The following is a 19,274-nucleotide window of genomic DNA, read 5'->3' as shown; positions in this document are numbered from 1 at the left end:
ATCGACGAAAGGCACTGATGTGAACCTCCTGGTTCTCGCGGCCGAGGAGCCGGGCAACCCGCTCCTCCCGCCGATCCCCGAGCTCGTCATCGGTCTGATCGCCTTCGTCATCGTCTTCGGCTTCCTCGCGAAGAAGCTCCTCCCGAACATCAACAAGGTTCTGGACGAGCGCCACGCGGCGATCGAAGGCGGTATCGAAAAGGCTGAGGCCGCTCAGACCGAGGCTCAGAGCGTTCTGGAGCAGTACAAGGCCCAGCTCGCCGAAGCCCGGCACGAGGCCGCTCGCCTGCGCCAGGACGCCCTGGAGCAGGGCACTGCGCTCAAGGAAGAACTCCGCGCAGAGGGCCAGCGGCAGCGTGAGGAGATCATCGCTGCCGGTCACGCCCAGATCGAGGCCGACCGCAAGGCCGCCTCTTCGGCGCTCCGCCAGGACGTGGGCAAGCTCGCCACCGACCTGGCCGGAAAGCTCGTCGGCGAGTCCCTCGAGGACCACGCCCGGCAGAGCCGCACGATCGACCGCTTCCTCAGCGAGCTCGAGGAGAAGGCCGAGGCCGCCCGATGAACGGAGCGAGCCGCGACGCGCTGGCCACCGCCCGCGAGCGTCTCGACGCGCTGACGGACAACACGTCCGTCGACGCGACGAAGCTCGCCGGCGAGCTGGCGGCCGTCACCGCGCTGCTCGACCGTGAGGTCTCGCTGCGTCGGGTCATCACCGACCCGGCGCAGTCCGGCGAGGCCAAGGCCGAGCTGGCCGGTCGTCTGCTCGGCGGCCAGGTGGGCGGGGAAACCCTCGACCTGGTGTCCGGCATGGTCCGGTCCCGCTGGTCGCGCTCCCGTGACCTGGTGGACTCGCTGGAGAGGCTGGCGGACACCGCCGACCTCACCGCGGCGGAGAGCGCCGGCTCCCTCGACGACGTCGAGGACGAGCTGTTCCGGTTCGGCCGGATCGTCTCTTCGAGCACCGAGCTGCGCGCCGCGCTGACCGACCGGTCGGCGAGCGTCTCCGCCAAGAGCACGCTGCTGCGCAGCCTGCTCGGCGGCAAGGCGAACGCCGTCACCGAGCGTCTGGTCACGCGTCTCGTCACGCACCCGCGTGGACGTAGCCTGGAAGCGGGACTCGAATCCCTCTCCACGCTCGCCGCCGAGCGCCGTGGCCGCAGGGTCGCCACCGTGACCAGTGCGGTTCCGCTCAGCGACGTGCAGAAGCAGCGTCTCGGCGCGGTGCTGGCCAAGCTCTACGGCCGCCCGATGCACCTGAACCTCGACGTGGACCCGACGGTCCTCGGCGGGATCTCGGTGCGGGTGGGCGACGAGGTCATCGACGGCACCATCGCGGACCGCATCGAAGAGGCGTCCCGTCGCATGGCCGGCTGACCAGCCACCAACTAGAACAAAGCATTCCTAGCGGCCCGGTTGGGCCGTGCAGAACTTGCAGAAGATTCCTGGGGGTCGCCCCCAGACCCCAAAGAAGCTTCAGGCCCAACAAGGAGAGCAGGGAACCCAGATGGCGGAGCTCACGATCCGGCCGGAGGAGATCCGGGACGCACTGGAGAACTTCGTCCAGTCGTACCAGCCGGACGCGGCCTCGCGCGAGGAGGTCGGCACGGTCAGCGCTGCCGGCGACGGCATCGCGAAGGTGGAGGGTCTGCCCTCCGCCATGGCGAACGAGCTGCTGAAGTTCGAGGACGGAACCCTTGGTCTCGCCCTGAACCTCGACGAGCGCGAGATCGGTGCGGTCGTCCTCGGCGAGTTCAGCGGTATCGAGGAGGGCCAGCCGGTGCAGCGCACCGGTGAGGTGCTCTCCGTCGGCGTCGGCGAGGGTTACCTCGGCCGCGTTGTCGACCCGCTCGGCAACCCGATCGACGGCCTCGGCGAGATCGCAACCGAGGGCCGCCGCGCCCTCGAGCTGCAGGCCCCCGGCGTCATGGTCCGCAAGTCGGTCCACGAGCCGATGCAGACCGGCTACAAGGCCATCGACGCGATGGTGCCGGTCGGCCGTGGTCAGCGTCAGCTGATCATCGGTGACCGTCAGACCGGCAAGACCGCTCTTGCCGTCGACACGATCATCAACCAGCGCGACAACTGGCGCTCGGGCGACGTGAACAAGCAGGTTCGCTGCATCTACGTCGCCATCGGCCAGAAGGGCTCGACCATCGCGTCCGTTCGCGGCGCCCTGGAAGACGCCGGCGCGCTCGAGTACACGACGATCGTCGCCGCCCCGGCGTCCGACCCGGCCGGCTTCAAGTACCTGGCGCCGTACACCGGTTCGGCCATCGGCCAGCACTGGATGTACGCCGGCAAGCACGTCCTGATCATCTTCGATGACCTGTCGAAGCAGGCCGACGCCTACCGCGCCGTGTCGCTGCTGCTGCGCCGTCCGCCGGGCCGCGAGGCCTACCCGGGCGACGTCTTCTACTTGCACTCCCGTCTGCTGGAGCGCTGCGCGAAGCTCTCCGACGACATGGGCGCCGGTTCGATGACCGGTCTGCCGATCGTCGAGACCAAGGCGAACGACGTGTCGGCGTTCATCCCGACCAACGTCATCTCCATCACCGACGGCCAGTGCTTCCTTGAGTCCGACCTGTTCAACGCGGGCCAGCGCCCGGCGCTGAACGTCGGTATCTCGGTCTCCCGCGTCGGTGGCTCGGCCCAGCACAAGGCCATGAAGCAGGTTTCCGGCCGTCTGCGCCTGGACCTAGCCCAGTACCGCGAGCTGGAGGCGTTCGCCGCCTTCGGTTCCGACCTGGACGCCGCGTCGAAGTCCTCGCTGGAGCGCGGCAAGCGTCTGGTCGAGCTGCTGAAGCAGGGCCAGTACCAGCCGATGCCCGTCGAGGAGCAGGTCATCTCCGTCTGGGCCGGTACCACCGGCAAGATGGACGAGGTCCCGGTCAACGACATCCGTCGCTTCGAGTCGGAGCTGCTGGAGCACCTGCGCGTCTCGCGCAAGGACCTCCTCACCTCCATCGCGGACGGCGGCAAGATGTCGGACGACACCCTTACCTCCATCGCTGACGCCATCGCTGACTTCAAGCGTGGGTTCGAGACCTCGGACGGCAAGCTGCTGGGCGAGGACGCGCCGGCCGTCAACGTCTCCAAGTGACGACGGAAGGAAGCTGACTCATGGGAGCGCAGCTCCGGGTCTACAAGCGTCGTATCCGTGCCGTCACGGCGACCAAGAAGATCACCAAGGCGATGGAAATGATCGCCGCCTCGCGCATCGTCAAGGCACAGCGCAAGGTGGCGGCATCGATGCCGTACGCGACCGAGCTCACCCGTGCGGTGACCGCGGTGGCGACCGGTTCGAACACCAAGCACGCCCTGACGACCGAGGTCGAGGCACCGGTGCGTGCCGCGGTCCTGCTCATCACGAGCGACCGCGGTCTGGCCGGCGGCTACTCCTCGAACGCCATCAAGCAGGCGGAGCGGCTCACCGAGCGGCTGCGCGGCGAGGGCAAGGAGGTCGACACGTACATCGTCGGCCGTAAGGGTGTCGCCTACTACGGGTTCCGCGAGCGCAAGGTCGCGGAGTCGTGGACCGGCTTCACCGACAGCCCGGCCTACGCCGACGCCAAGCGCGTCGCGGCGCCGCTGATCGAGGCCATCCAGACGGTTACGGCCGAGGGTGGCGTCGACGAGCTGCACATCGTCTACACGGAATTCGTGTCGATGATGACGCAGAACGCGGTGGACGGCCGGATGCTGCCGCTCAGCCTCGACCAGGCTGCGGAGGAGAGCGGCGCGAAGGGCGAGATCCTTCCGCTGTTCGACTTCGAGCCGTCGGCGGAGGACGTCCTCGACGCCCTTCTGCCGCGCTACGTCGAGAGCCGCATCTACAACGCACTGCTGCAGTCGGCCGCTTCCGAGCACGCCGCCCGCCGCCGCGCGATGAAGTCGGCTACCGACAACGCCGGGGATCTCATCAAGAGTCTCTCCCGGCTTGCCAACGCGGCCCGCCAGGCCGAAATCACCCAGGAAATCAGCGAGATCGTCGGTGGCGCCAGCGCCATGGCAGACGCGACCGCGGGGAGTGACAAGTAATGACGACCACTGTTGAGACGGCCGCCGCCACGGGCCGCGTCGCCCGGGTCATCGGCCCGGTCGTCGACGTGGAGTTCCCCGTCGACGCGATGCCCGAGATCTACAACGCGCTGAAGGTCCAGGTGGCCGACCCGGCCCAGGACGGCGAGCTGAAGACGCTGACCCTGGAAGTCGCCCAGCACCTGGGTGACGGCCTGGTCCGCACCATCTCCATGCAGCCCACCGACGGTCTGGTCCGCCAGGCCACGGTGATCAACACGGGCGAGGGCATCACCGTCCCCGTCGGTGACTTCACCAAGGGCAAGGTGTTCAACACCCTCGGTGAGGTGCTGAACTACCCGGAGGAGAACGCCAACGTCACCGAGCGCTGGCCGATCCACCGCAAGGCGCCCCGCTTCGACGAGCTCGAGTCGAAGACGGAGATGTTCGAGACCGGCGTCAAGGTCATCGACCTTCTCACCCCGTACGTCAAGGGTGGAAAGATCGGTCTGTTCGGTGGTGCCGGTGTCGGCAAGACCGTTCTGATCCAGGAAATGATCTACCGCGTGGCCAACAACCACGATGGTGTGTCGGTCTTCGCGGGCGTCGGTGAGCGTACCCGTGAGGGCAACGACCTCATCGAGGAGATGGCCGAGTCCGGCGTCATCGACAAGACGGCGCTTGTCTTCGGTCAGATGGACGAGCCCCCGGGCACCCGTCTTCGCGTCGCGCTGGCCGGTCTGACCATGGCGGAGTACTTCCGCGATGTTCAGAAGCAGGACGTGCTCTTCTTCATCGACAACATCTTCCGTTACACCCAGGCCGGTTCGGAGGTGTCGACCCTTCTGGGCCGCATGCCGTCCGCCGTGGGTTACCAGCCGAACCTGGCTGACGAGATGGGTCTGCTGCAGGAGCGCATCACCTCGACCCGCGGTCACTCGATCACCTCGATGCAGGCGATCTACGTCCCCGCGGACGACCTGACCGACCCGGCGCCGGCCACCACCTTCGCCCACCTCGACGCGACGACGGTTCTTTCCCGTCCGATCTCCGAGAAGGGCATCTACCCGGCCGTGGACCCGCTGGACTCGACGTCCCGCATCCTCGACCCGCGGTACATCGCGGCGGACCACTACGCCACGGCGATGCGCGTCAAGGGGATCCTGCAGAAGTACAAGGACCTCCAGGACATCATCGCGATCCTCGGTATCGACGAGCTGGGCGAGGAGGACAAGCTCGTTGTCCACCGTGCCCGTCGTGTCGAGCGCTTCCTGTCGCAGAACACCCACGTCGCCAAGCAGTTCACCGGCGTGGACGGTTCGGACGTTCCGCTCGAGGAGTCCATCGTCGCCTTCAACGCGATCTGCGACGGAGACTACGACCACTTCCCCGAGCAGGCGTTCTTCCTGTGCGGTGGCATTGAGGACCTCAAGGCCAACGCCAAGGAGCTGGGCGTCTCCTAAAGCCGGGCTCGCGTTTGAGCACAGCTGATTGACGGAGAGGGGCGGGTGTGTCCCGTCCCTCTCCCCACGCCCATTAGAATTTGACCCAACACCCGGCTTTCCCGCCGGGTGGTGACCCGAGGAGCCACCTTGGCTGCTGAGCTGCACGTCGAGCTGGTCGCGGCGGACCGGAGTGTCTGGTCCGGCGAGGCCACCCTGGTTGTCGCCCGCACCACGTCCGGCGACATCGGCGTCATGCCCGGTCACCAGCCGCTTCTCGGTGTGCTGGAATCGGGCCCGGTGACCATCCGCACCAGCGGGGGCGACACTGTCGTCGCCGCGGTGCACGGCGGTTTCATCTCGTTCGCGGACAACAAGCTGTCCCTGCTGGCCGAGATCGCCGAGCTTGCCGACGAGATCGATGTCGAGCGGGCGGAGCGGGCACTGGAGCGCGCGAAGGCGGAGACCGATTCGGTCTCCGAGCGTCGCGCCGATGTCCGGCTGCGCGCGGTTTCGGGGCGCTGAGCCCCGGTACCGGTAAGAGTTTCAAACCTCAGCCGCGGCCTGTTCCGGAACTTTTCGGACCGGGTCGCGGCTGAGGCGATGCAGGTCGCCCCCAGACTCCGTCTGGTAGGAGCTCCGTCGGTTGAGGTTTTCGATGAGCGAGGAGGTCGGTGAAAGATGCTCCTCGCTCTGCTTGTGAGCGGCCTGTCCGTAGTGGCCCTGGTGGTGGTCGGGCTGTTTGTCTTCGGACTGCGCCGCAGGCTGATCCAGCGCTCCGGCGGCACCTTCGACTGCAGCCTGCGCTGGGGCGTGGCCGAGGAGCCCGACGTCTCCGGCAAGGGCTGGGTGTACGGGGTCGCCCGCTACAGCGGTGACCGCATCGACTGGTTCCGCGTCTTCAGCTACTCCCCGCGGCCGCGCCGGCTGCTGGAGCGGTCCTCCATCGAGGTCATCGCCCGCCGTGCGCCCGAGGGCGAGGAGGAGCTGGCCCTGCTCTCCGACGCCGTCGTACTCGGCTGCGTCCACCGCGGCACCCGGCTGGAGCTGGCGATGAGCGATGACGCGCTGACCGGTTTCCTGGCCTGGCTCGAGGCGGCTCCGCCCGGGCAGCGGGTGAACGTCGCCTGAGGGCGCGTACGACCCGCGGAACGTGGAGAAGCCGGGGAGAGGGGGGCGGACCCCTCTCCCCGGCTTCGTCTTTTCACCGGGCGTCGTTCAGAAGCCGTGCGCGCGGGGCTTACTGAAGGCCGGTGTGGACCGCGGTGGCCAGCTCGCCGTTGCCGGTGTCGCCGCTGAACTCCCAGTAGAAGGCGCCCTTGAGGCCCTGCTGCTTCACCCAGCTCATCTTCCCGGCGATGGTGGCGGGGGTGTCGTAGCTCCACCAGTTGCTGCCGCACTTGGCGTACGCCGTGCCGGCGATGGTGCCGGTCGAGGGGCAGCTGTTCTTGAGGACCTTGTAGTCCTCGATGCCCTGCTCGTAGGTGCCCGGGGCCGGTCCGGTGGCGGTGCCGCCGGGCGTGGCCTGGGTGACGCCGGTCCAGCCCCGGCCGTAGAAGCCGATGCCGAGGTTGAGCTTGGAGCCGGCGATGCCCTTGCCCTTGAGCTTGGTGATCGCGGCCTCGGAGTTGAACCCGGCGATCGGGATGCCGGTGTACGAGGTGAGCGGGGAGTGCGGGGCCGTCGGGCCCTGCGCCGCCCACGCGCCGAAGAAGTCGTACGTCATGACGTTGTAGAAGTCGACGTGCTGTGCGGCGCCCGCGTAGTCCGCGACGTCGAGCTTGCCGCCGTTGGAGCCGTCGGCGGAGATCGCCGCGGTGACCAGGTTGCTGCCGCCGAACTTCGCGCGCAGCGCCGAGAGCACGTTCTTCAGGGAGGCGGCCCCGCTGGTGTCGCAGGTCAGGCCGCACGCGTTCGGGTACTCCCAGTCGATGTCGATGCCGTCGAACACGTCGGCCCAGCGCGGGTCCTCGACCAGGTCGTAGCAGGACTGGGCGAAGGCGGCCGGGTTGGCCGCGGCCTGGCCGAAGCCGCCGGACCAGGTCCAGCCGCCGAAGGAGTACAGGACCTTGATGTTCGGGTACTTCTTCTTCAGCTGGCGCAGCTGGTTGAAGTTGCCCGCGACCGGCTGGTCCCAGGTGTCGGCGGTGCCGGAGACGCTGGAGGAGGCGTCGTAGGTCTTCTGGTAGTCGGCGTAGGCGTCACCGATCGTGCACTTGCCGCCCTGGACGTTGCCGAAGGCGTAGTTGATGTGCGTGATCTTCGCGGCGGTGCCGGAGGTGACCAGGTTCTTCACGTGGTAGTTGCGCTGGTAGACGCCCCAGTTCGTGAAGTAGCCGAGCTTGACCGCGGCGCCGGGGTTGCCGGGGTCCGGGTCGGGCGGGGTGGTGGTGCCGGTGGTGGTCACCGAGACGGAACCGGAGGAGGGACCGGTCTGGTCGATGGTGTCGCGGGCGGTGACCGTGTAGCCGTACGTCGTGCCCTTGGTCAGGCCCGAGTCGGTGTACGAGGGGGACGTGACGGTGGCGACCTTGGCGCCGCCGCGGTAGACGTCGTAGTTCTTGACGCCCTTGTCGTCGGTGGCCGCGGCCCAGCCGAGGGTCACGGAGGTGTCGGTGACGCCGCTGGCCGTGGGGGTGCCGGGGGCGCTGGGCGGATTGTCGGTGGGGGTGGTGCCGCCGTCACAGCTGCCGCCGTTGACCTTGCAGCCGCTGGGGGCGCCGCCGCCGGTGCCGTTGAAGCCGAAGCTGATGGTGGCGCCCGGGGCGAGGGTGCCGTTCCAGCCAACGTTCTTTCCGGTCCAGTGGGTGCCGGAGCTGGTGACGGTGGCGTCCCAGGCGGAGGTGACGGCGGTGCCGGACGGGTAGTCCCACTCCACGGTCCAGCTGCTGAGGGTGGTCGTGCCGGTGTTCTTCACCGTCCACTTGCCCTCGAAGCCGGAGCCCCAGTCGGAGACCTTGGTGTACGTCGCCGTCGCCGAGGCGGCTGCCGCGGCGGGGCCGGCGACGGCCACGAGTCCGGCGAGGGGCAGGGTGAGGACGGCCAGGGCGGCCGCGACTCTTCGAAGCAGTGGTGCGCGTCGTGGGGGTGCTGTGCTCAAGGGTGCTCCTCCGAGGTCCGCCGCGGCCGTGGGGACGGCCGCGGCATGGGGGTGGGACCTGCGCCGCCCGTGAGCGCGCCGCATGACTTTTTGTCATGACACGCTCACCACAGTTGTGCGTGAGAGTAGAAAGGTCTGGACCAACCGTCAAGAGGTCCAGACCTTACGGAAAACCCGGGGAGTCGTTTCCGGCCGGATTCCCGCTAGAGCCCCAACTCCTGTGCCAACACCGCTGCTTGGACCCGGCTGCGAAGCTCCAGCTTCGCCAGGAGCCTGCTGACGTGCGTCTTCGCCGTGGCCTCCGCCATCTCCAGGCGCACCGCGATCTCCGCGTTCGACAAGCCCTCGCCCAGGCACCCCAGCACTTCCCGCTCGCGCCGGGTCAGTGACTCCACCGCCGCCGGCACGGGCACCCGTACGGGCCGCGGAGCCGCGAACTCCGCGATCAGCCGCCGGGTCACCGCCGGCGCGATCAGGCCCTCCCCGCGCGCGACCGTCCGTACCGCCGTGATCAGCTCCGCCGCGTCCGCGTCCTTCAGCAGGAAGCCGGCCGCGCCCGCGCGCAGCGCCCCGAAGACGTACTCGTCCAGGTCGAACGTGGTCAGGACGAGGACGTCGGCCAGGCCCTCCGCGACCACCTGGCGGGTCGCCGAGACCCCGTCCAGGCGCGGCATCTGCACGTCCATGAGCACCAGGTCCGGCCGCAGCTCCCGGGCCAGGCGCACCGCCTCCTCCCCGTCGGCCGCCTCGCCCACCACCTCGATGTCGCCCGCGCTGCGCAGGATCAGGACCAGCCCGGACCGCACCGCGCCCTGGTCCTCCGCCACCACTACCCTGACCGTCGTCACGTCCGCACCGCCCTCTCCCGTGCGGGCAGCGTGGCCCGCACCCGCCACACCGACTCCTCGCGCCCCGCCCGGAACTCCCCGCCGAGCAGCTCCGCCCGCTCCCGCATGCCGATCAGCCCCGCCCCGGACCCCGGCGCGCGGGGGCCGGGGCGCTCCCCGTACGGGGAGTCCACGCGGACGCTCAGCACCCCGCCCTCCGCGCCGTCCAGGCAGACCCGGACCCGGACCGTGCCCGGGGCGGCGTGTTTGAGGGCGTTCGTCAGCGATTCCTGGACGATCCGGTACGCCGCCAGCTCCACGGGGGCCGGCAGCGGCTCCCCGGGCGGCCGGTCGTCCAGGAGCACGAAGTCCAGGTCGCTCGCGGCGCCGTTGACGCGGGCCTGCCCCAGCAGGACCTCCAGCCCGTCGAGCGACGGCGTGGCGGCCGCCTCCTGCTCCGCGCCCGCGTCCCGCAGCAGCCCGATCAGCCGGCGCATTTCGGCCAGTCCTTGGACGCTGTTCTCCCGGATCACCCCGAGGGCCTCGCGGCTGGTGGCGGGGGAGTCGATGGAGAGCGCGGCGGTGGAGTGGATGGCGATCGCGGAGAGGTGGTTGGCCACCATGTCGTGCAGTTCGCGGGCCATCCGGGCGCGCTCGGCGACGACCGCCTGCGACCGGTCCATCTCGGCCAGCAGCGCGGTCTGCTCGGCGCGCAGCCGGGCGGCGACCGCGGCCTCGCGGTGGTTGCGCAGGGTGGCGCCGGTCAGCGCCGGACCGAAGCTCACGATGCCGGTGACCACGCCGATCAGCAGGGCCTGCGGGGTGCGCAGCCAGGCTACGGAGGCGATGGTGACGGCCACGGTGATCAGGCCGGTGGTCACCGGGAGACGGCGGGCCATGGCGGGTTTGCCGTAGACGACGGCCGCGTACATCAGGTCCGTGAAGATCAGGACGGTGGCCAGATTCCCCACGGTGAACTGGTCGGCGATCAGTCCGGCGGTGCCGACGGCGAGGGTCAGCCGGGGCGCGCTGCGGCGCAGCAGCTCCATCGCGCCGAGGGCGAAGAGGGGGACGAGCGCGGCCCAGGCGGGGAGCAGGTCCCGGGTGGCGGAGCTGTGCACCCCGAGCGACCACAGGACCAGGCCGGCAGCCACGCTGGCCACCGCGAGCAGGACGTCGTCACGGTGCGGGGGCGGGATCTTCGGGGTCACGGTCCCATCCAACAGGGTGAGGCGGGGCCGGGCATCGCCATCGGGGCCGAGGAGCGCTACATCGAAAGGTGCAGTGCGGCTCCCGCGCCTTTCGTCACCGGTGACGAGGAATCGGCGCCGACCGGGCGGGAAGCTGGAGACGTCCCCCCACCGCAGGAACGGAGAGTCCCGTGCTCGTCACCCTGATCATCGTCTGCGAAGTCGGCTTCTGGGTCCTGCTGACCGGCGGCCTGGCCCTGCGCTACCTCGCGAAGATGCCGAAGACCGGCGCGGCCGTCCTGCTGTGCGAGCCGCTGCTGGAACTGGTGCTGCTCGCGGCCACCGCCGTGGACCTGCGCGGCGGCGCCGAGCCGGACTGGAAGCACGGGCTCGCCGCGCTGTACATCGGCTACACCGTGGCCTACGGGCACTACACGGTGCGCTGGCTCGACGGCCACGCGGCGTACCGCCTGGCCGGGGGCCCGAAGCCGGTCGGCGCCGGGTACGGCTGGGCGCGGGCCGTCCACGAGTGGAAGCTGGTCGCCCGGACCCTCCTCGCCGCCGCCGTCGCGGCCGGACTGCTGCAGGCCGCGATCTGGTACGTCGGCGGCGCGGCGGACACCGGCCCGCTGCGCGGGTGGCAGCTCACGGGGCTGCGGATGACCGGCATCCACGCGCTGATCGCCGTCGCGTACACGGTGTGGCCGAAGCGGGCGCCGGCGAAGGCCCCCCTGGAGGCCGCCCGCCGGGAAAGCACCCGGGACAGCAGCCGGGAAAGCACCCGGGACAGCAGTCGCTAGCGGTCCCCGCCCGGGACCCACAGGACGTCCCCGACCTCCTTGTTGGCCGTACGGGCCAGGATGAACAGGAGGTCGGAGAGGCGGTTGAGGTAGGTGGCCGTCAGCGGGTTCATCACCTCGGCGTGCGCCTCCAGCGCGGCCCAGGTGGAGCGCTCGGCGCGGCGGACCACCGTGCAGGCCTGGTGGAGGAGGGCGGCGCCGGGGGTGCCGCCGGGGAGGATGAAGCTGCGGAGCTTCTCCAGCTGCTCGTTGAAGGAGTCGCAGTCCGCCTCCAGCTTGTCGATGTAGAACTGCTCGACGCGCAGCGGCGGATACTCCGGGTTCTCCACGACCGGGGTGCAGAGGTCGGCGCCGACGTCGAAGAGGTCGTTCTGCACCCGGACCAGGACCTTCACGACGTCGGCGGGCAGCGAGCCGAGTGCGATCGCCGTCCCGATGGCCGCGTTGGCCTCGTTGGCGTCGGCGTAGGCGGAGATCCGCAGATCGGTCTTGGCCGTACGGCTCATGTCGCCGAGGGCGGTCGTGCCCTTGTCGCCGGTGCGGGTGTAGATGCGCGTGAGGTTCACCATGCCGCCAGCGTAGTGCGGGCCAACTGCGGCCCTCCGGCGCACTGCTGGGCCGTCCCGGTGTGATGTCCGTCATCTGAGACGTGACGCGTGTTACTTCGCGGTCACTCCGCCCTTCCCGGGCGCTAGTCTCCGCCGGAGAACGAACGAGGCTGTGCCGTATTCGAAAGCGTGGGGTGTGCAGTGGCTGGGAAGCTCGCCGTCATCGGTGCCGGACTGATGGGTTCCGGAATCGCGCAGGTCTCCGCTCAGGCGGGATGGGACGTCGTGCTGCGCGATGTCACCGATGCCGCTCTGACCCGCGGGACCGACGGGATCAAGGCCTCGTACGACAGGTTCGTCTCCAAGGGCAAGCTGACCGCCGAGGACGCGGAGGCGGCCCTCGCCCGGATCACGACGACCACCGAGCTCGAAGCGGTCTCCGACGCCGACATCGTCGTCGAGGCCGTCTTCGAGAAGCTCGAGATCAAGCACGAGATCTTCCGCGCGCTCGACAAGCTCGTGCGCGAAGACGCGATCCTCGCCTCCAACACCTCCGCCATCCCGATCACCAAGATCGCGGCCGTGACGGAGCGTCCGGAGCGGGTCGTCGGCGCGCACTTCTTCTCGCCCGTCCCGATGATGCAGCTGTGCGAGCTCGTGCGCGGCTACAAGACGAGCGACGAAACCCTCGCCACCACGAGGGCGTTCGCCGAGTCCGTCGGCAAGACCTGCATCGTCGTCAACCGCGATGTCGCCGGTTTCGTGACGACCCGTCTCATTTCGGCCCTGGTCGTCGAAGCCGCGAAGCTGTACGAATCGGGCGTAGCCTCCGCCGAGGACATCGACATCGCCTGCAAGCTCGGCTTCGGGCACGCGATGGGCCCGCTGGCCACCGCCGACCTCACCGGCGTCGACATCCTGCTGCACGCCACCGGCAACATCTACACCGAGACGCAGGACGAGAAGTTCGCGCCGCCGGAGCTGATGCGCCGCATGGTGGACGCCGGCGACCTCGGCCGCAAGAGCGGCCAGGGCTTCTACAAGCACTGACCACCAGTTCGAACGCCGGCACCCCAAAGGGTGAATTTGGTATCGGTTCGCTCACGGTCGGCAACTTCCCTGCCCCTGGGGCAGTCAGTTGAAGTGAGAGTTGCCGACCACGGACCAGTCGGACCATACGCACGCAGTACCGCACTGCCGGGAGCACACATGCACATCAGGGGCGACCACGCCGAACTCGCTGTCGGGGGCCGCCTCGACGTGCGCAGCGCGGCGGACGCCCGTACGGCCCTGCACTCCGCCCTCGACAACGGCCACGGGGACCTCGTGCTGGACCTCACCGGGCTCGACTCCTGGGACGCGACCGGCCTCGGCGTGATCATGGGAGCACACCGCCGGGCCGGCCGGACCGGCCGGCGGCTCGTCCTGCGCGGGGTGCCGCCGCAGATGCAGCGGCTGCTCGTCGCCACCCGGCTGCACCGGATCCTCGCGATCGAGGGCGGCCTGGAAGCGGAATCCCTGCCGCGGGTCTGATCCGGCCGGAATCTCCCGCGACATTTCCTGCGGAAACGTAACGGTCCGGTGGTGAAGGCACCCCGGCGGTTCCCGCGCCGCCGGGCACGGTCTAGGGTTCGGGCGGAAACCGGACCAGTAGCGACAGCGGCGTGTGCGAAGGCCGGGCGATACGACGGCGCACGGCGCGATCGGGGGACTTGGTCATGGACCGCACACAAGGGCAGGCCGATCCGGCTCAGCAGCCCGCACGAGTGGTGACGCTGACCACCGGGGACTTCACCCTCACGGTGAACCCCGTCGACGGCAGCGAGATCGAGCCGACCCACCGCCCCGGCGGCGAGAGCGACCCCGTCCCCGCCCGGCGCACACCCGCCGCCCGGGCCTCCAGAGCCGCCGCGGCGCGCCCGCCCGTACCGCCGGGGGCCCCGGCCGGACGGCTGCTGCTGGGCCGCGAGGAGGAGCGCGAGCGCCTCGTACGCCTCCTGGCCCGCGGCCGCTCCGTACGGCTGACCGGACCGCCCGGATCCGGGCGCACCGCCCTGCTCGACGCCATCGCCGACGACTGCGCGGACATCGCCCCCGACGGGGTCGTCCGGCTCAGCGGATACGGGCACCAGCAGCCCGGCGAACTCCTCCACGCGCTGTACGCCACCGTCTGCGAGGCCACGGCCGAACGCCCCGACCGCGACCGGCTCCTCGCCCGGGTGCGGGAGATCGGCGCCGTCGTCCTCCTCGACGACCTCGACATGGGCGGCCCCGCCCTCGACGAACTGCTGCGGGCCACGCCGGAGTGCGCCTACCTGCTGGCCGCCACCCCCGACACCCGGGCCCCCTCCGAGGACTCGCACCTCGAAGAGGTCTTCCTCGGCGGACTGAGCCGCACCGACTGCGTGGCCCTGCTCGAAGCGGGCACCGGCCGGGTCCTCGACGAGGCGGAGACCGCCTGGGCGGCCGACCTGCGCTTCGCCTCCGAAGGGCTGCCGCTGCGCTTCGTCCAGGCCGCGGCGCTGCTGCGCCGGCGCGACGAGCTGAACCGGGCCGGCGCCGAGGACGAGGACGAGGAGCCCGGCGTCTTCGAGGAACGGCCCCGCGACACCGTCTTCGTGCCGCTGCCGACCCTGGCCGAGGGCGCCGCTCCGGCGGAACTGCTGGCCTCGCGGGTCAGCGAGTCCGGGCGGGCCGCGCTGCGGATCGCCTGCGCGCTGGGCGGGGAGCTGCCGCACCACGCGCACCTGCCGGCGCTGGTCGGGGACACGCACGCCGACACGGCCGTCGGGGAACTGCTCGACTGCGGCCTGCTGACCCCCGTCGGCACGCGCTACCGGCTCGCCGCCGGGGTCGCGCGGCAGCTGGAGGAGGTCGGGTACGGGGACACCGCGGCCGAGGAGGCCCGTACGGCCGCCCGGCACTACGCCTGGTGGACCGGACACACCTCGGTGACCCCGGAGCGCGTCGCGGCCGAGGCGGACGCGATACTCGCCGCGCTCGCCGGCGCGGACGTGGTGGCGGCCGTCCTGCTGGCCCGGACGGCTGCCCCGGCGTTCGCGGCCTCGCTGCACTGGGAGGCGTGGGAGCGGGTGCTGCGCGCGGGCGCGGAGGCCGCGCGCAAGGCCGGGGAGGTCGCCGAACAGGCGTACTTCCACCACGAACTGGGCGTACTGGCCCTGTGCGAGGGCCGCATCGACCGGGCGCGGGCCGAGCTGGAGGCCTCGATCGGGCTGCGCGGCGCGCTGGCCGACAAGCGGGGCACCGTGGCGGGCCGCCGGGCCCTGGCCCTGGTGACCGACCGGGAGGCGGCCGGAGTGCACGTCTCGCCGCCGCTGCGGCTGGCCCCGCCGGCCCCGGCTGCGGCCGGCGCCGCGGGGAGCGGACTGGCGGCCCTGACCGGCCCGACCACGGTGCTCCCGGTGGCCGCGCTGCCTCCGGTGTCGCCGCTGACTCCCGCCGCGCCGAAGACCACGAAGACCACGAAGGCCCCGGCGGCCCCCGTGCCTCCGGTGGCCCCTGCGCCCCTGGTGTCCGCTGTGACCCCGGTGGCTCCCGTGTCCCCGGTGGTTCCCGGGCTCGTGCCGGCCCCCGCCGACCCGTCGGGCCCGGAAGCGGTCACCACGGTGGTGCCGGCGGTGGTGCCCGCGGGCTCGGTCTCGCCCACGACGCTGGCCGAGGTCTTCGAGGACGCCTTCCCGCTCACGCCGGAACCGGCCGAAGCGCCGCGGCCGGCGCCCCGGCCGAAGCCGCGGCCCAGCCGCAAGCCGCTGCTCCTGGCCGCGGCCGGGGCGCTGACGGTGGTGGTGCTGGGTGCGGTGGTCGCGCTGGCGATGAGCTCCGACGAGACGCCCCCGCCGACCCAGGGGCCGGGCGCCTCGACGACCCCGACCGCGGGGGACCCGGTCACGGCGCCGAGCGATCCGGGCCCGAGCGGGAACGATCCTGCACCGGAACCGGACACGTCGTCACCGGGCGCGGAGGAGCCGAGCGCCACGCCGTCGCCGAAGAAGTCCACCACGCGCAAGCCCTCGCCGACCCCGCAGCCCTCGGGCTCGACGGGCCCGGTCGTCCCGCCGGTGACCCCGCCGACGGACACGCCCACCACGCCGACGCCCACCCCGACGCCGACCCCGACGCCCACCCCGACGGGGGAGACCGGCGGGACCGGAACGTCCACGGGCACGACGACGGGAACGACGGGCGGCACGCCGTGACCGGCCCGGACGGGACGACCGACGGCGCCTAGAACAGGCGGAGCTTGTCGTCCTCGATGCCGCGCATGGCGTTGTAGTCGAGGACGACGCAGTCCATGCCGCGGTCGTTCGCCAGGACGCGGGCCTGGGGCTTGATCTCCTGGGCCGCGAACACGCCCTTGACGGGCGCCAGGTGCGGGTCTCGGTTCAGGAGCTCCAGGTAGCGCGTGAGCTGCTCCACGCCGTCGATCTCACCGCGCCGCTTGATCTCCACCGCGACCGTCGCGCCCGAACCGTCCCGGCACAGGATGTCCACCGGGCCGATCGCGGTCATGTACTCGCGGCGGATCAGCGTGTAGCCCTCGCCGAGGGTGTCGATCCGGTCGGCCAGGAGCTCCTGCAGGTGGGCCTCGACGCCGTCCTTGATCAGGCCCGGGTCGATGCCCAGCTCGTGCGAGGAGTCGTGGAGGACTTCCTCCATGGTGATGATGAGCTTCTCGCCCGCCTTGTTGATGACGGTCCAGACGCCGGCTTCGTCACCGGTCCCCTCCTTGAGGGTGCACGGCGGCGACATCCAGTTGAGCGGTTTGTACGCCCGGTCGTCCGCGTGGATCGAGACACTGCCGTCGGCCTTCACGAGGATCAGACGGGGTGCCGAGGGCAGATGGGCGGTGAGCCGGCCCGCGTAATCGACGGAGCAGCGGGCAATGACGAGACGCATGGTCGGCAACGCTACTCGACCGATGGGCCTGCACGCGATTCGCCCCCGAAAGCCCCGTTCGCGGATGGCGCGTTGTATGCGCATTCTCCTGGTGCGGTCCCCACCGGGCGCCTACCGTGGTGAGCGGGAGGTTGCGACGCGTGCACACTGCGTCGCGATCTCCGTCCCTGCCCGTAAGACTCCGGTCACCCAATCGGCCGGGGTCGCGAGAGGAGAACCCATGTCGCTCGACGTCTCACCGGCCCTACTCGAACAGGCCGAGCGAGGCGAGGTCGACGAAGCCGCTTTCGTCGACTGCGTCCGGACCTCCCTGCCCTACGCATGGGAGATGATCAGCTCGTTGGTGGCCCAGCTGAAGGTCGACGGCGGACAGTTCGCCGACAACCAGACGCCGCCGCCCGACGAGCAGGCGCGTGGCCAACTGCTGCGCGCTCTCGCGAGCGACGCGATACGGGGTGCGCTGCAGCGCCACTTCGGAGTGCGCCTGGCATTCCAGAACTGTCACCGGCTGGCGGTCTTCCCGCTGGATTCCTCGGTGGACGACCGGCTGGCCAAGTTCACTTCGATCCGCGGTCAGCTGCTCAACCAGTCGCCGGAGCTGCGCGACTGTTAGCACGGCCCCGTAGGCGCACGCCCCGTTCGTCAGCGCACGATCCGCACATGTGACCGTGTACGACCGGTATCCCGCTGCCGCTCCGGTGCCAACGGAGCGGCAGCCCTGGTCTCAGCCGAGCCGGGGCACGACTTCGGTGCCGAGCCTGCGGAGGTTCTCCTCCGTCGCGGCGAGGTCCCCCGAGCCTTCCGTCAGCAGGGCGAACCGCGTGATGCCCGTACGTTCCGAGGTGGCCGCCAGCCGGTCCGCCGCCAGCTCCGGGGTGCCCACGGGGTGCAGGTCGCACAACAGCTCGGTGTACGCGACCGGGTCGCGCATCGCGCGCCGGCGGCCGTCCACCGTCACGTGCGCGTCCAGCCCCTGCTTGAGCCAGCCCGGCATCGACTTCATCAGCGTTTCCCGGGCGTCCGCCGTCCGGTCCGCCAGCTGGCACACCCCGGCCGACACGTGGTCCGCCTCGGGCGAGCGGCCCGCGGCCCGCGCCGTGCGCCGCCACAGGTCGACCATCGCGGCCTTGTCCTCGTCACCGCAGTGCATGCCGAGCAGCATGGGCAGACCGCGCTCCGCGGCCAGCCGGACCGATGCGGGGGAGGTGCAGGCGACGATCACTTCCGGCCCCTTCCCGTCCCCGTCCAGAGCCTCCGACGGGCGCGGTACGACGGCCACCTCGCGGAAGCCGTACCGCCCGCCGGGGCCCCGCAGATCCGGCTGCACAGCCGCCTGCGCGGCCGCCGGGGACCCCGCTCCCGACCCCGCCCCCACCCGAGGCTCGGCCAGCCAGCGGCGCAGCAGGTCCAGGTCCTCCTGGAAGCGGTTCTCGTACGCGTCGAGGCCGCCCCCGAAGACCTCCAGGTCCACCCAGGGGCCGCCCCGGCCGACGCCGAGGGAGAACCGTCCCTCCGAGGTCAGGTGCAGCAGGGCCGCCTGCTCGCCCAGGGCCACCGGGTGCGTGTTCGGCAGCACGCTGACCGCCGTGCCCACGCGCAGCCGGCGGGTGCGGCCCAGCATCAGGGCCGCCAGGGTCACCGCCGAGGGGCAGACCCCGTACGGGACGAAGTGGTGCTCGGCGAGCCAGACCGAGTCGAGCCCGGTCTCCTCGGCCACCTCGGCGGTCCGCACCGCCCGGTGCAGTGCCTCTCCCTGACCCTGGCCAGGGAACTGGGCTGCCAGTACAAACGCTCCTACACGCATCGCCTTTAGCCTCCTCGCGGCTGACGCGGCCTCCCCCAGGCGGACCGGTTTTCTTACCGGCAACAACGTCTGACACGTGCCAAAGGCACGGCCTGACAGGAAAGTTATTGGGATTGTCGGGCCAGTCACGTATTGCGGATGGTCGTCCTTCGGCCACCCTGCGGGTACCCCGGCTCGCTGCGCGTAGTCTGGGAGAAAGTCACTGCCGTCCGCCCATCCGTGAGGTATACGTGTCACCGCGCCACAACCGCCCCAGGGGCGGCGAGAATCCAGCCGATCGTTCGGACCAGGCCTCGGGCCCGGGCAGTCTGGACCGGTACGGGCTGGAGCGCATGGAGGAGTACCAGGGCGAGGACTGGAAGGTCCGGCACGTCGCGGGCGCGAGCGCGGCGGGCAAGCGGTACCGCTGCCCCGGATGCGACCAGGAGATCCCCTCCGGCACCCCGCACCTGGTGGCCTGGCCGGAGTACGGCGGCGTCGACGACCGCAGGCACTGGCACAAGGCCTGCTGGAACGCGAAGGACCGCCGCACCTCCAAGGTGCAGCGGTCCCGCAACGCTCCCAAGCACTGAGCCGGCCCCGGACGTCCCGGTCAGGTCGGGTCCGGTCGGGGCCCGTCGGGTCCCGTC

General features: G+C 70.9%; 19 protein-coding genes. 13 read left to right on the top strand and 6 right to left on the bottom strand.

Translation table 11 applies throughout. The features are described 5' to 3' along the window. Positions 1-19 precede the first annotated feature (19 nt). The 7 genes from DRB89_RS01495 (at position 20) to DRB89_RS01465 (ending at position 6,590) form a co-directional block, all read left to right on the top strand. Positions 20-562 carry a F0F1 ATP synthase subunit B gene (locus DRB89_RS01495; protein ID WP_112448427.1) on the top strand — a complete coding sequence of 181 codons (543 nt, stop codon included), beginning with the start codon at positions 20-22 and terminating at the stop codon, positions 560-562. Further along, positions 559-1,374, top strand: a complete 816-nt coding sequence (locus DRB89_RS01490; protein WP_112448428.1) for a F0F1 ATP synthase subunit delta — start codon at positions 559-561, stop codon at positions 1,372-1,374. Before DRB89_RS01495 ends, DRB89_RS01490 begins: the two co-directional genes overlap by 4 nt. Positions 1,375-1,504: 130 nt before the next feature. Continuing rightward, a complete protein-coding gene (gene atpA, locus DRB89_RS01485; RefSeq protein WP_112448429.1) occupies positions 1,505-3,100 on the top strand; it encodes a F0F1 ATP synthase subunit alpha in 1,596 nt (531 codons plus the stop codon). A 20-nt stretch (positions 3,101-3,120) separates the two neighbouring features. Continuing rightward, positions 3,121-4,038 carry a F0F1 ATP synthase subunit gamma gene (locus DRB89_RS01480; RefSeq protein ID WP_112448430.1) on the top strand — a complete coding sequence of 306 codons (918 nt, stop codon included), beginning with the start codon at positions 3,121-3,123 and terminating at the stop codon, positions 4,036-4,038. Beyond that, a complete protein-coding gene (atpD, locus tag DRB89_RS01475) occupies positions 4,038-5,480 on the top strand; it encodes a F0F1 ATP synthase subunit beta (protein ID WP_112448431.1) in 1,443 nt (480 codons plus the stop codon). The genes DRB89_RS01480 and atpD overlap by 1 nt, the downstream gene beginning before the upstream one ends. A gap of 129 nt (positions 5,481-5,609) precedes the next feature. Continuing rightward, entirely contained in the window at positions 5,610-5,984 is a 375-nt protein-coding gene (locus DRB89_RS01470; RefSeq protein ID WP_112448432.1) for a F0F1 ATP synthase subunit epsilon, read from the top strand. Positions 5,985-6,140: 156 nt separating this feature from the next. Further along, positions 6,141-6,590: a DUF2550 domain-containing protein gene (locus DRB89_RS01465; RefSeq protein WP_112448433.1), complete on the top strand. Its 450-nt coding sequence runs from the start codon at positions 6,141-6,143 to the stop codon at positions 6,588-6,590. Between the two features lie 109 nt (positions 6,591-6,699). On the opposite strand, the gene DRB89_RS01460 is transcribed toward DRB89_RS01465, so the two are convergent. From DRB89_RS01460 to DRB89_RS01450, 3 genes are all read right to left on the bottom strand, one after another. Beyond that, complete coding sequence (locus DRB89_RS01460) at positions 6,700-8,529, bottom strand: glycoside hydrolase family 18 chitinase (protein WP_239516722.1); 1,830 nt, start codon at positions 8,527-8,529, stop codon at positions 6,700-6,702. 233 nt (positions 8,530-8,762) lie between these two features. Further along, positions 8,763-9,407 carry a response regulator transcription factor gene (locus DRB89_RS01455; protein WP_112453354.1) on the bottom strand — a complete coding sequence of 215 codons (645 nt, stop codon included), beginning with the start codon at positions 9,405-9,407 and terminating at the stop codon, positions 8,763-8,765. Beyond that, positions 9,404-10,609: a histidine kinase gene (locus tag DRB89_RS01450; RefSeq protein ID WP_112448435.1), complete on the bottom strand. Its 1,206-nt coding sequence runs from the start codon at positions 10,607-10,609 to the stop codon at positions 9,404-9,406. The genes DRB89_RS01455 and DRB89_RS01450 overlap by 4 nt, the downstream gene beginning before the upstream one ends. Before the next feature lie 158 nt (positions 10,610-10,767). Here DRB89_RS01450 and DRB89_RS01445 point away from each other — a divergent pair, with 158 nt between their 5' ends. Continuing rightward, positions 10,768-11,376 (top strand): hypothetical protein, encoded by a 609-nt coding sequence (locus tag DRB89_RS01445; protein ID WP_112448436.1) that lies wholly within the window; start codon positions 10,768-10,770, stop codon positions 11,374-11,376. Here DRB89_RS01445 and DRB89_RS01440 read toward each other — a convergent pair. After that, complete coding sequence (locus DRB89_RS01440) at positions 11,373-11,945, bottom strand: cob(I)yrinic acid a,c-diamide adenosyltransferase (protein ID WP_112448437.1); 573 nt, start codon at positions 11,943-11,945, stop codon at positions 11,373-11,375. The genes DRB89_RS01445 and DRB89_RS01440 overlap by 4 nt on opposite strands. A gap of 180 nt (positions 11,946-12,125) precedes the next feature. On the opposite strand from DRB89_RS01440, the gene DRB89_RS01435 reads away from it, so the two are divergent. The 3 genes from DRB89_RS01435 (at position 12,126) to DRB89_RS42655 (ending at position 16,141) form a co-directional block, all read left to right on the top strand. After that, complete coding sequence (locus DRB89_RS01435) at positions 12,126-12,974, top strand: 3-hydroxyacyl-CoA dehydrogenase family protein (protein ID WP_112448438.1); 849 nt, start codon at positions 12,126-12,128, stop codon at positions 12,972-12,974. 159 nt (positions 12,975-13,133) lie between these two features. Beyond that, entirely contained in the window at positions 13,134-13,457 is a 324-nt protein-coding gene (locus DRB89_RS01430; protein WP_112448439.1) for an STAS domain-containing protein, read from the top strand. Positions 13,458-13,642: 185 nt separating this feature from the next. Beyond that, positions 13,643-16,141 carry an ATP-binding protein gene (locus DRB89_RS42655; RefSeq protein ID WP_162688432.1) on the top strand — a complete coding sequence of 833 codons (2,499 nt, stop codon included), beginning with the start codon at positions 13,643-13,645 and terminating at the stop codon, positions 16,139-16,141. Between the two features lie 28 nt (positions 16,142-16,169). Here the strand turns inward: DRB89_RS42655 and nucS are convergent, their stop codons facing one another. Continuing rightward, positions 16,170-16,841 (bottom strand): endonuclease NucS, encoded by a 672-nt coding sequence (nucS, locus tag DRB89_RS01420; RefSeq protein WP_162688431.1) that lies wholly within the window; start codon positions 16,839-16,841, stop codon positions 16,170-16,172. 220 nt (positions 16,842-17,061) lie between these two features. Here nucS and DRB89_RS01415 point away from each other — a divergent pair, with 220 nt between their 5' ends. Continuing rightward, complete coding sequence (locus DRB89_RS01415; RefSeq protein WP_031150500.1) at positions 17,062-17,454, top strand: SCO5389 family protein; 393 nt, start codon at positions 17,062-17,064, stop codon at positions 17,452-17,454. A gap of 111 nt (positions 17,455-17,565) precedes the next feature. Here the strand turns inward: DRB89_RS01415 and DRB89_RS01410 are convergent, their stop codons facing one another. After that, entirely contained in the window at positions 17,566-18,645 is a 1,080-nt protein-coding gene (locus DRB89_RS01410) for an LLM class flavin-dependent oxidoreductase (RefSeq protein ID WP_112448626.1), read from the bottom strand. 230 nt (positions 18,646-18,875) lie between these two features. Between DRB89_RS01410 and DRB89_RS01405 the strand changes: the two genes are divergently transcribed. Next, a complete protein-coding gene (locus tag DRB89_RS01405; RefSeq protein WP_112448627.1) occupies positions 18,876-19,217 on the top strand; it encodes an ATP/GTP-binding protein in 342 nt (113 codons plus the stop codon). Positions 19,218-19,274 lie beyond the last annotated feature (57 nt).

This window comes from Streptomyces sp. ICC4 (genome assembly GCF_003287915.1).
GTDB classification, from domain to species: Bacteria; Actinomycetota; Actinomycetes; order Streptomycetales; family Streptomycetaceae; genus Streptomyces; species Streptomyces tritrimontium.
The sequence above is the reverse complement of the archived record's forward strand: the minus strand, read 5'-3'. Positions and strand labels throughout refer to the sequence as shown.

Excerpts from the sequence above, each read along its gene's own strand:
- nucS (WP_162688431.1), bottom strand. The coding sequence starts at position 16,841 with ATGCGTCTCGTCATTGCCCGCTGCTCCGTCGATTACGCGGGCCGGCTC.
- DRB89_RS01490 (WP_112448428.1), top strand. The coding sequence starts at position 559 with ATGAACGGAGCGAGCCGCGACGCGCTGGCCACCGCCCGCGAGCGTCTC.
- atpD (WP_112448431.1), top strand. The coding sequence starts at position 4,038 with ATGACGACCACTGTTGAGACGGCCGCCGCCACGGGCCGCGTCGCCCGG.
- DRB89_RS01410 (WP_112448626.1), bottom strand. The coding sequence starts at position 18,645 with ATGCGTGTAGGAGCGTTTGTACTGGCAGCCCAGTTCCCTGGCCAGGGT.
- DRB89_RS01430 (WP_112448439.1), top strand. The coding sequence starts at position 13,134 with ATGCACATCAGGGGCGACCACGCCGAACTCGCTGTCGGGGGCCGCCTC.
- DRB89_RS01415 (WP_031150500.1), top strand. The coding sequence starts at position 17,062 with ATGTCGCTCGACGTCTCACCGGCCCTACTCGAACAGGCCGAGCGAGGC.
- DRB89_RS01440 (WP_112448437.1), bottom strand. The coding sequence starts at position 11,945 with ATGGTGAACCTCACGCGCATCTACACCCGCACCGGCGACAAGGGCACG.
- DRB89_RS01465 (WP_112448433.1), top strand. The coding sequence starts at position 6,141 with ATGCTCCTCGCTCTGCTTGTGAGCGGCCTGTCCGTAGTGGCCCTGGTG.
- DRB89_RS42655 (WP_162688432.1), top strand. The coding sequence starts at position 13,643 with ATGGACCGCACACAAGGGCAGGCCGATCCGGCTCAGCAGCCCGCACGA.
- DRB89_RS01480 (WP_112448430.1), top strand. The coding sequence starts at position 3,121 with ATGGGAGCGCAGCTCCGGGTCTACAAGCGTCGTATCCGTGCCGTCACG.
- atpA (WP_112448429.1), top strand. The coding sequence starts at position 1,505 with ATGGCGGAGCTCACGATCCGGCCGGAGGAGATCCGGGACGCACTGGAG.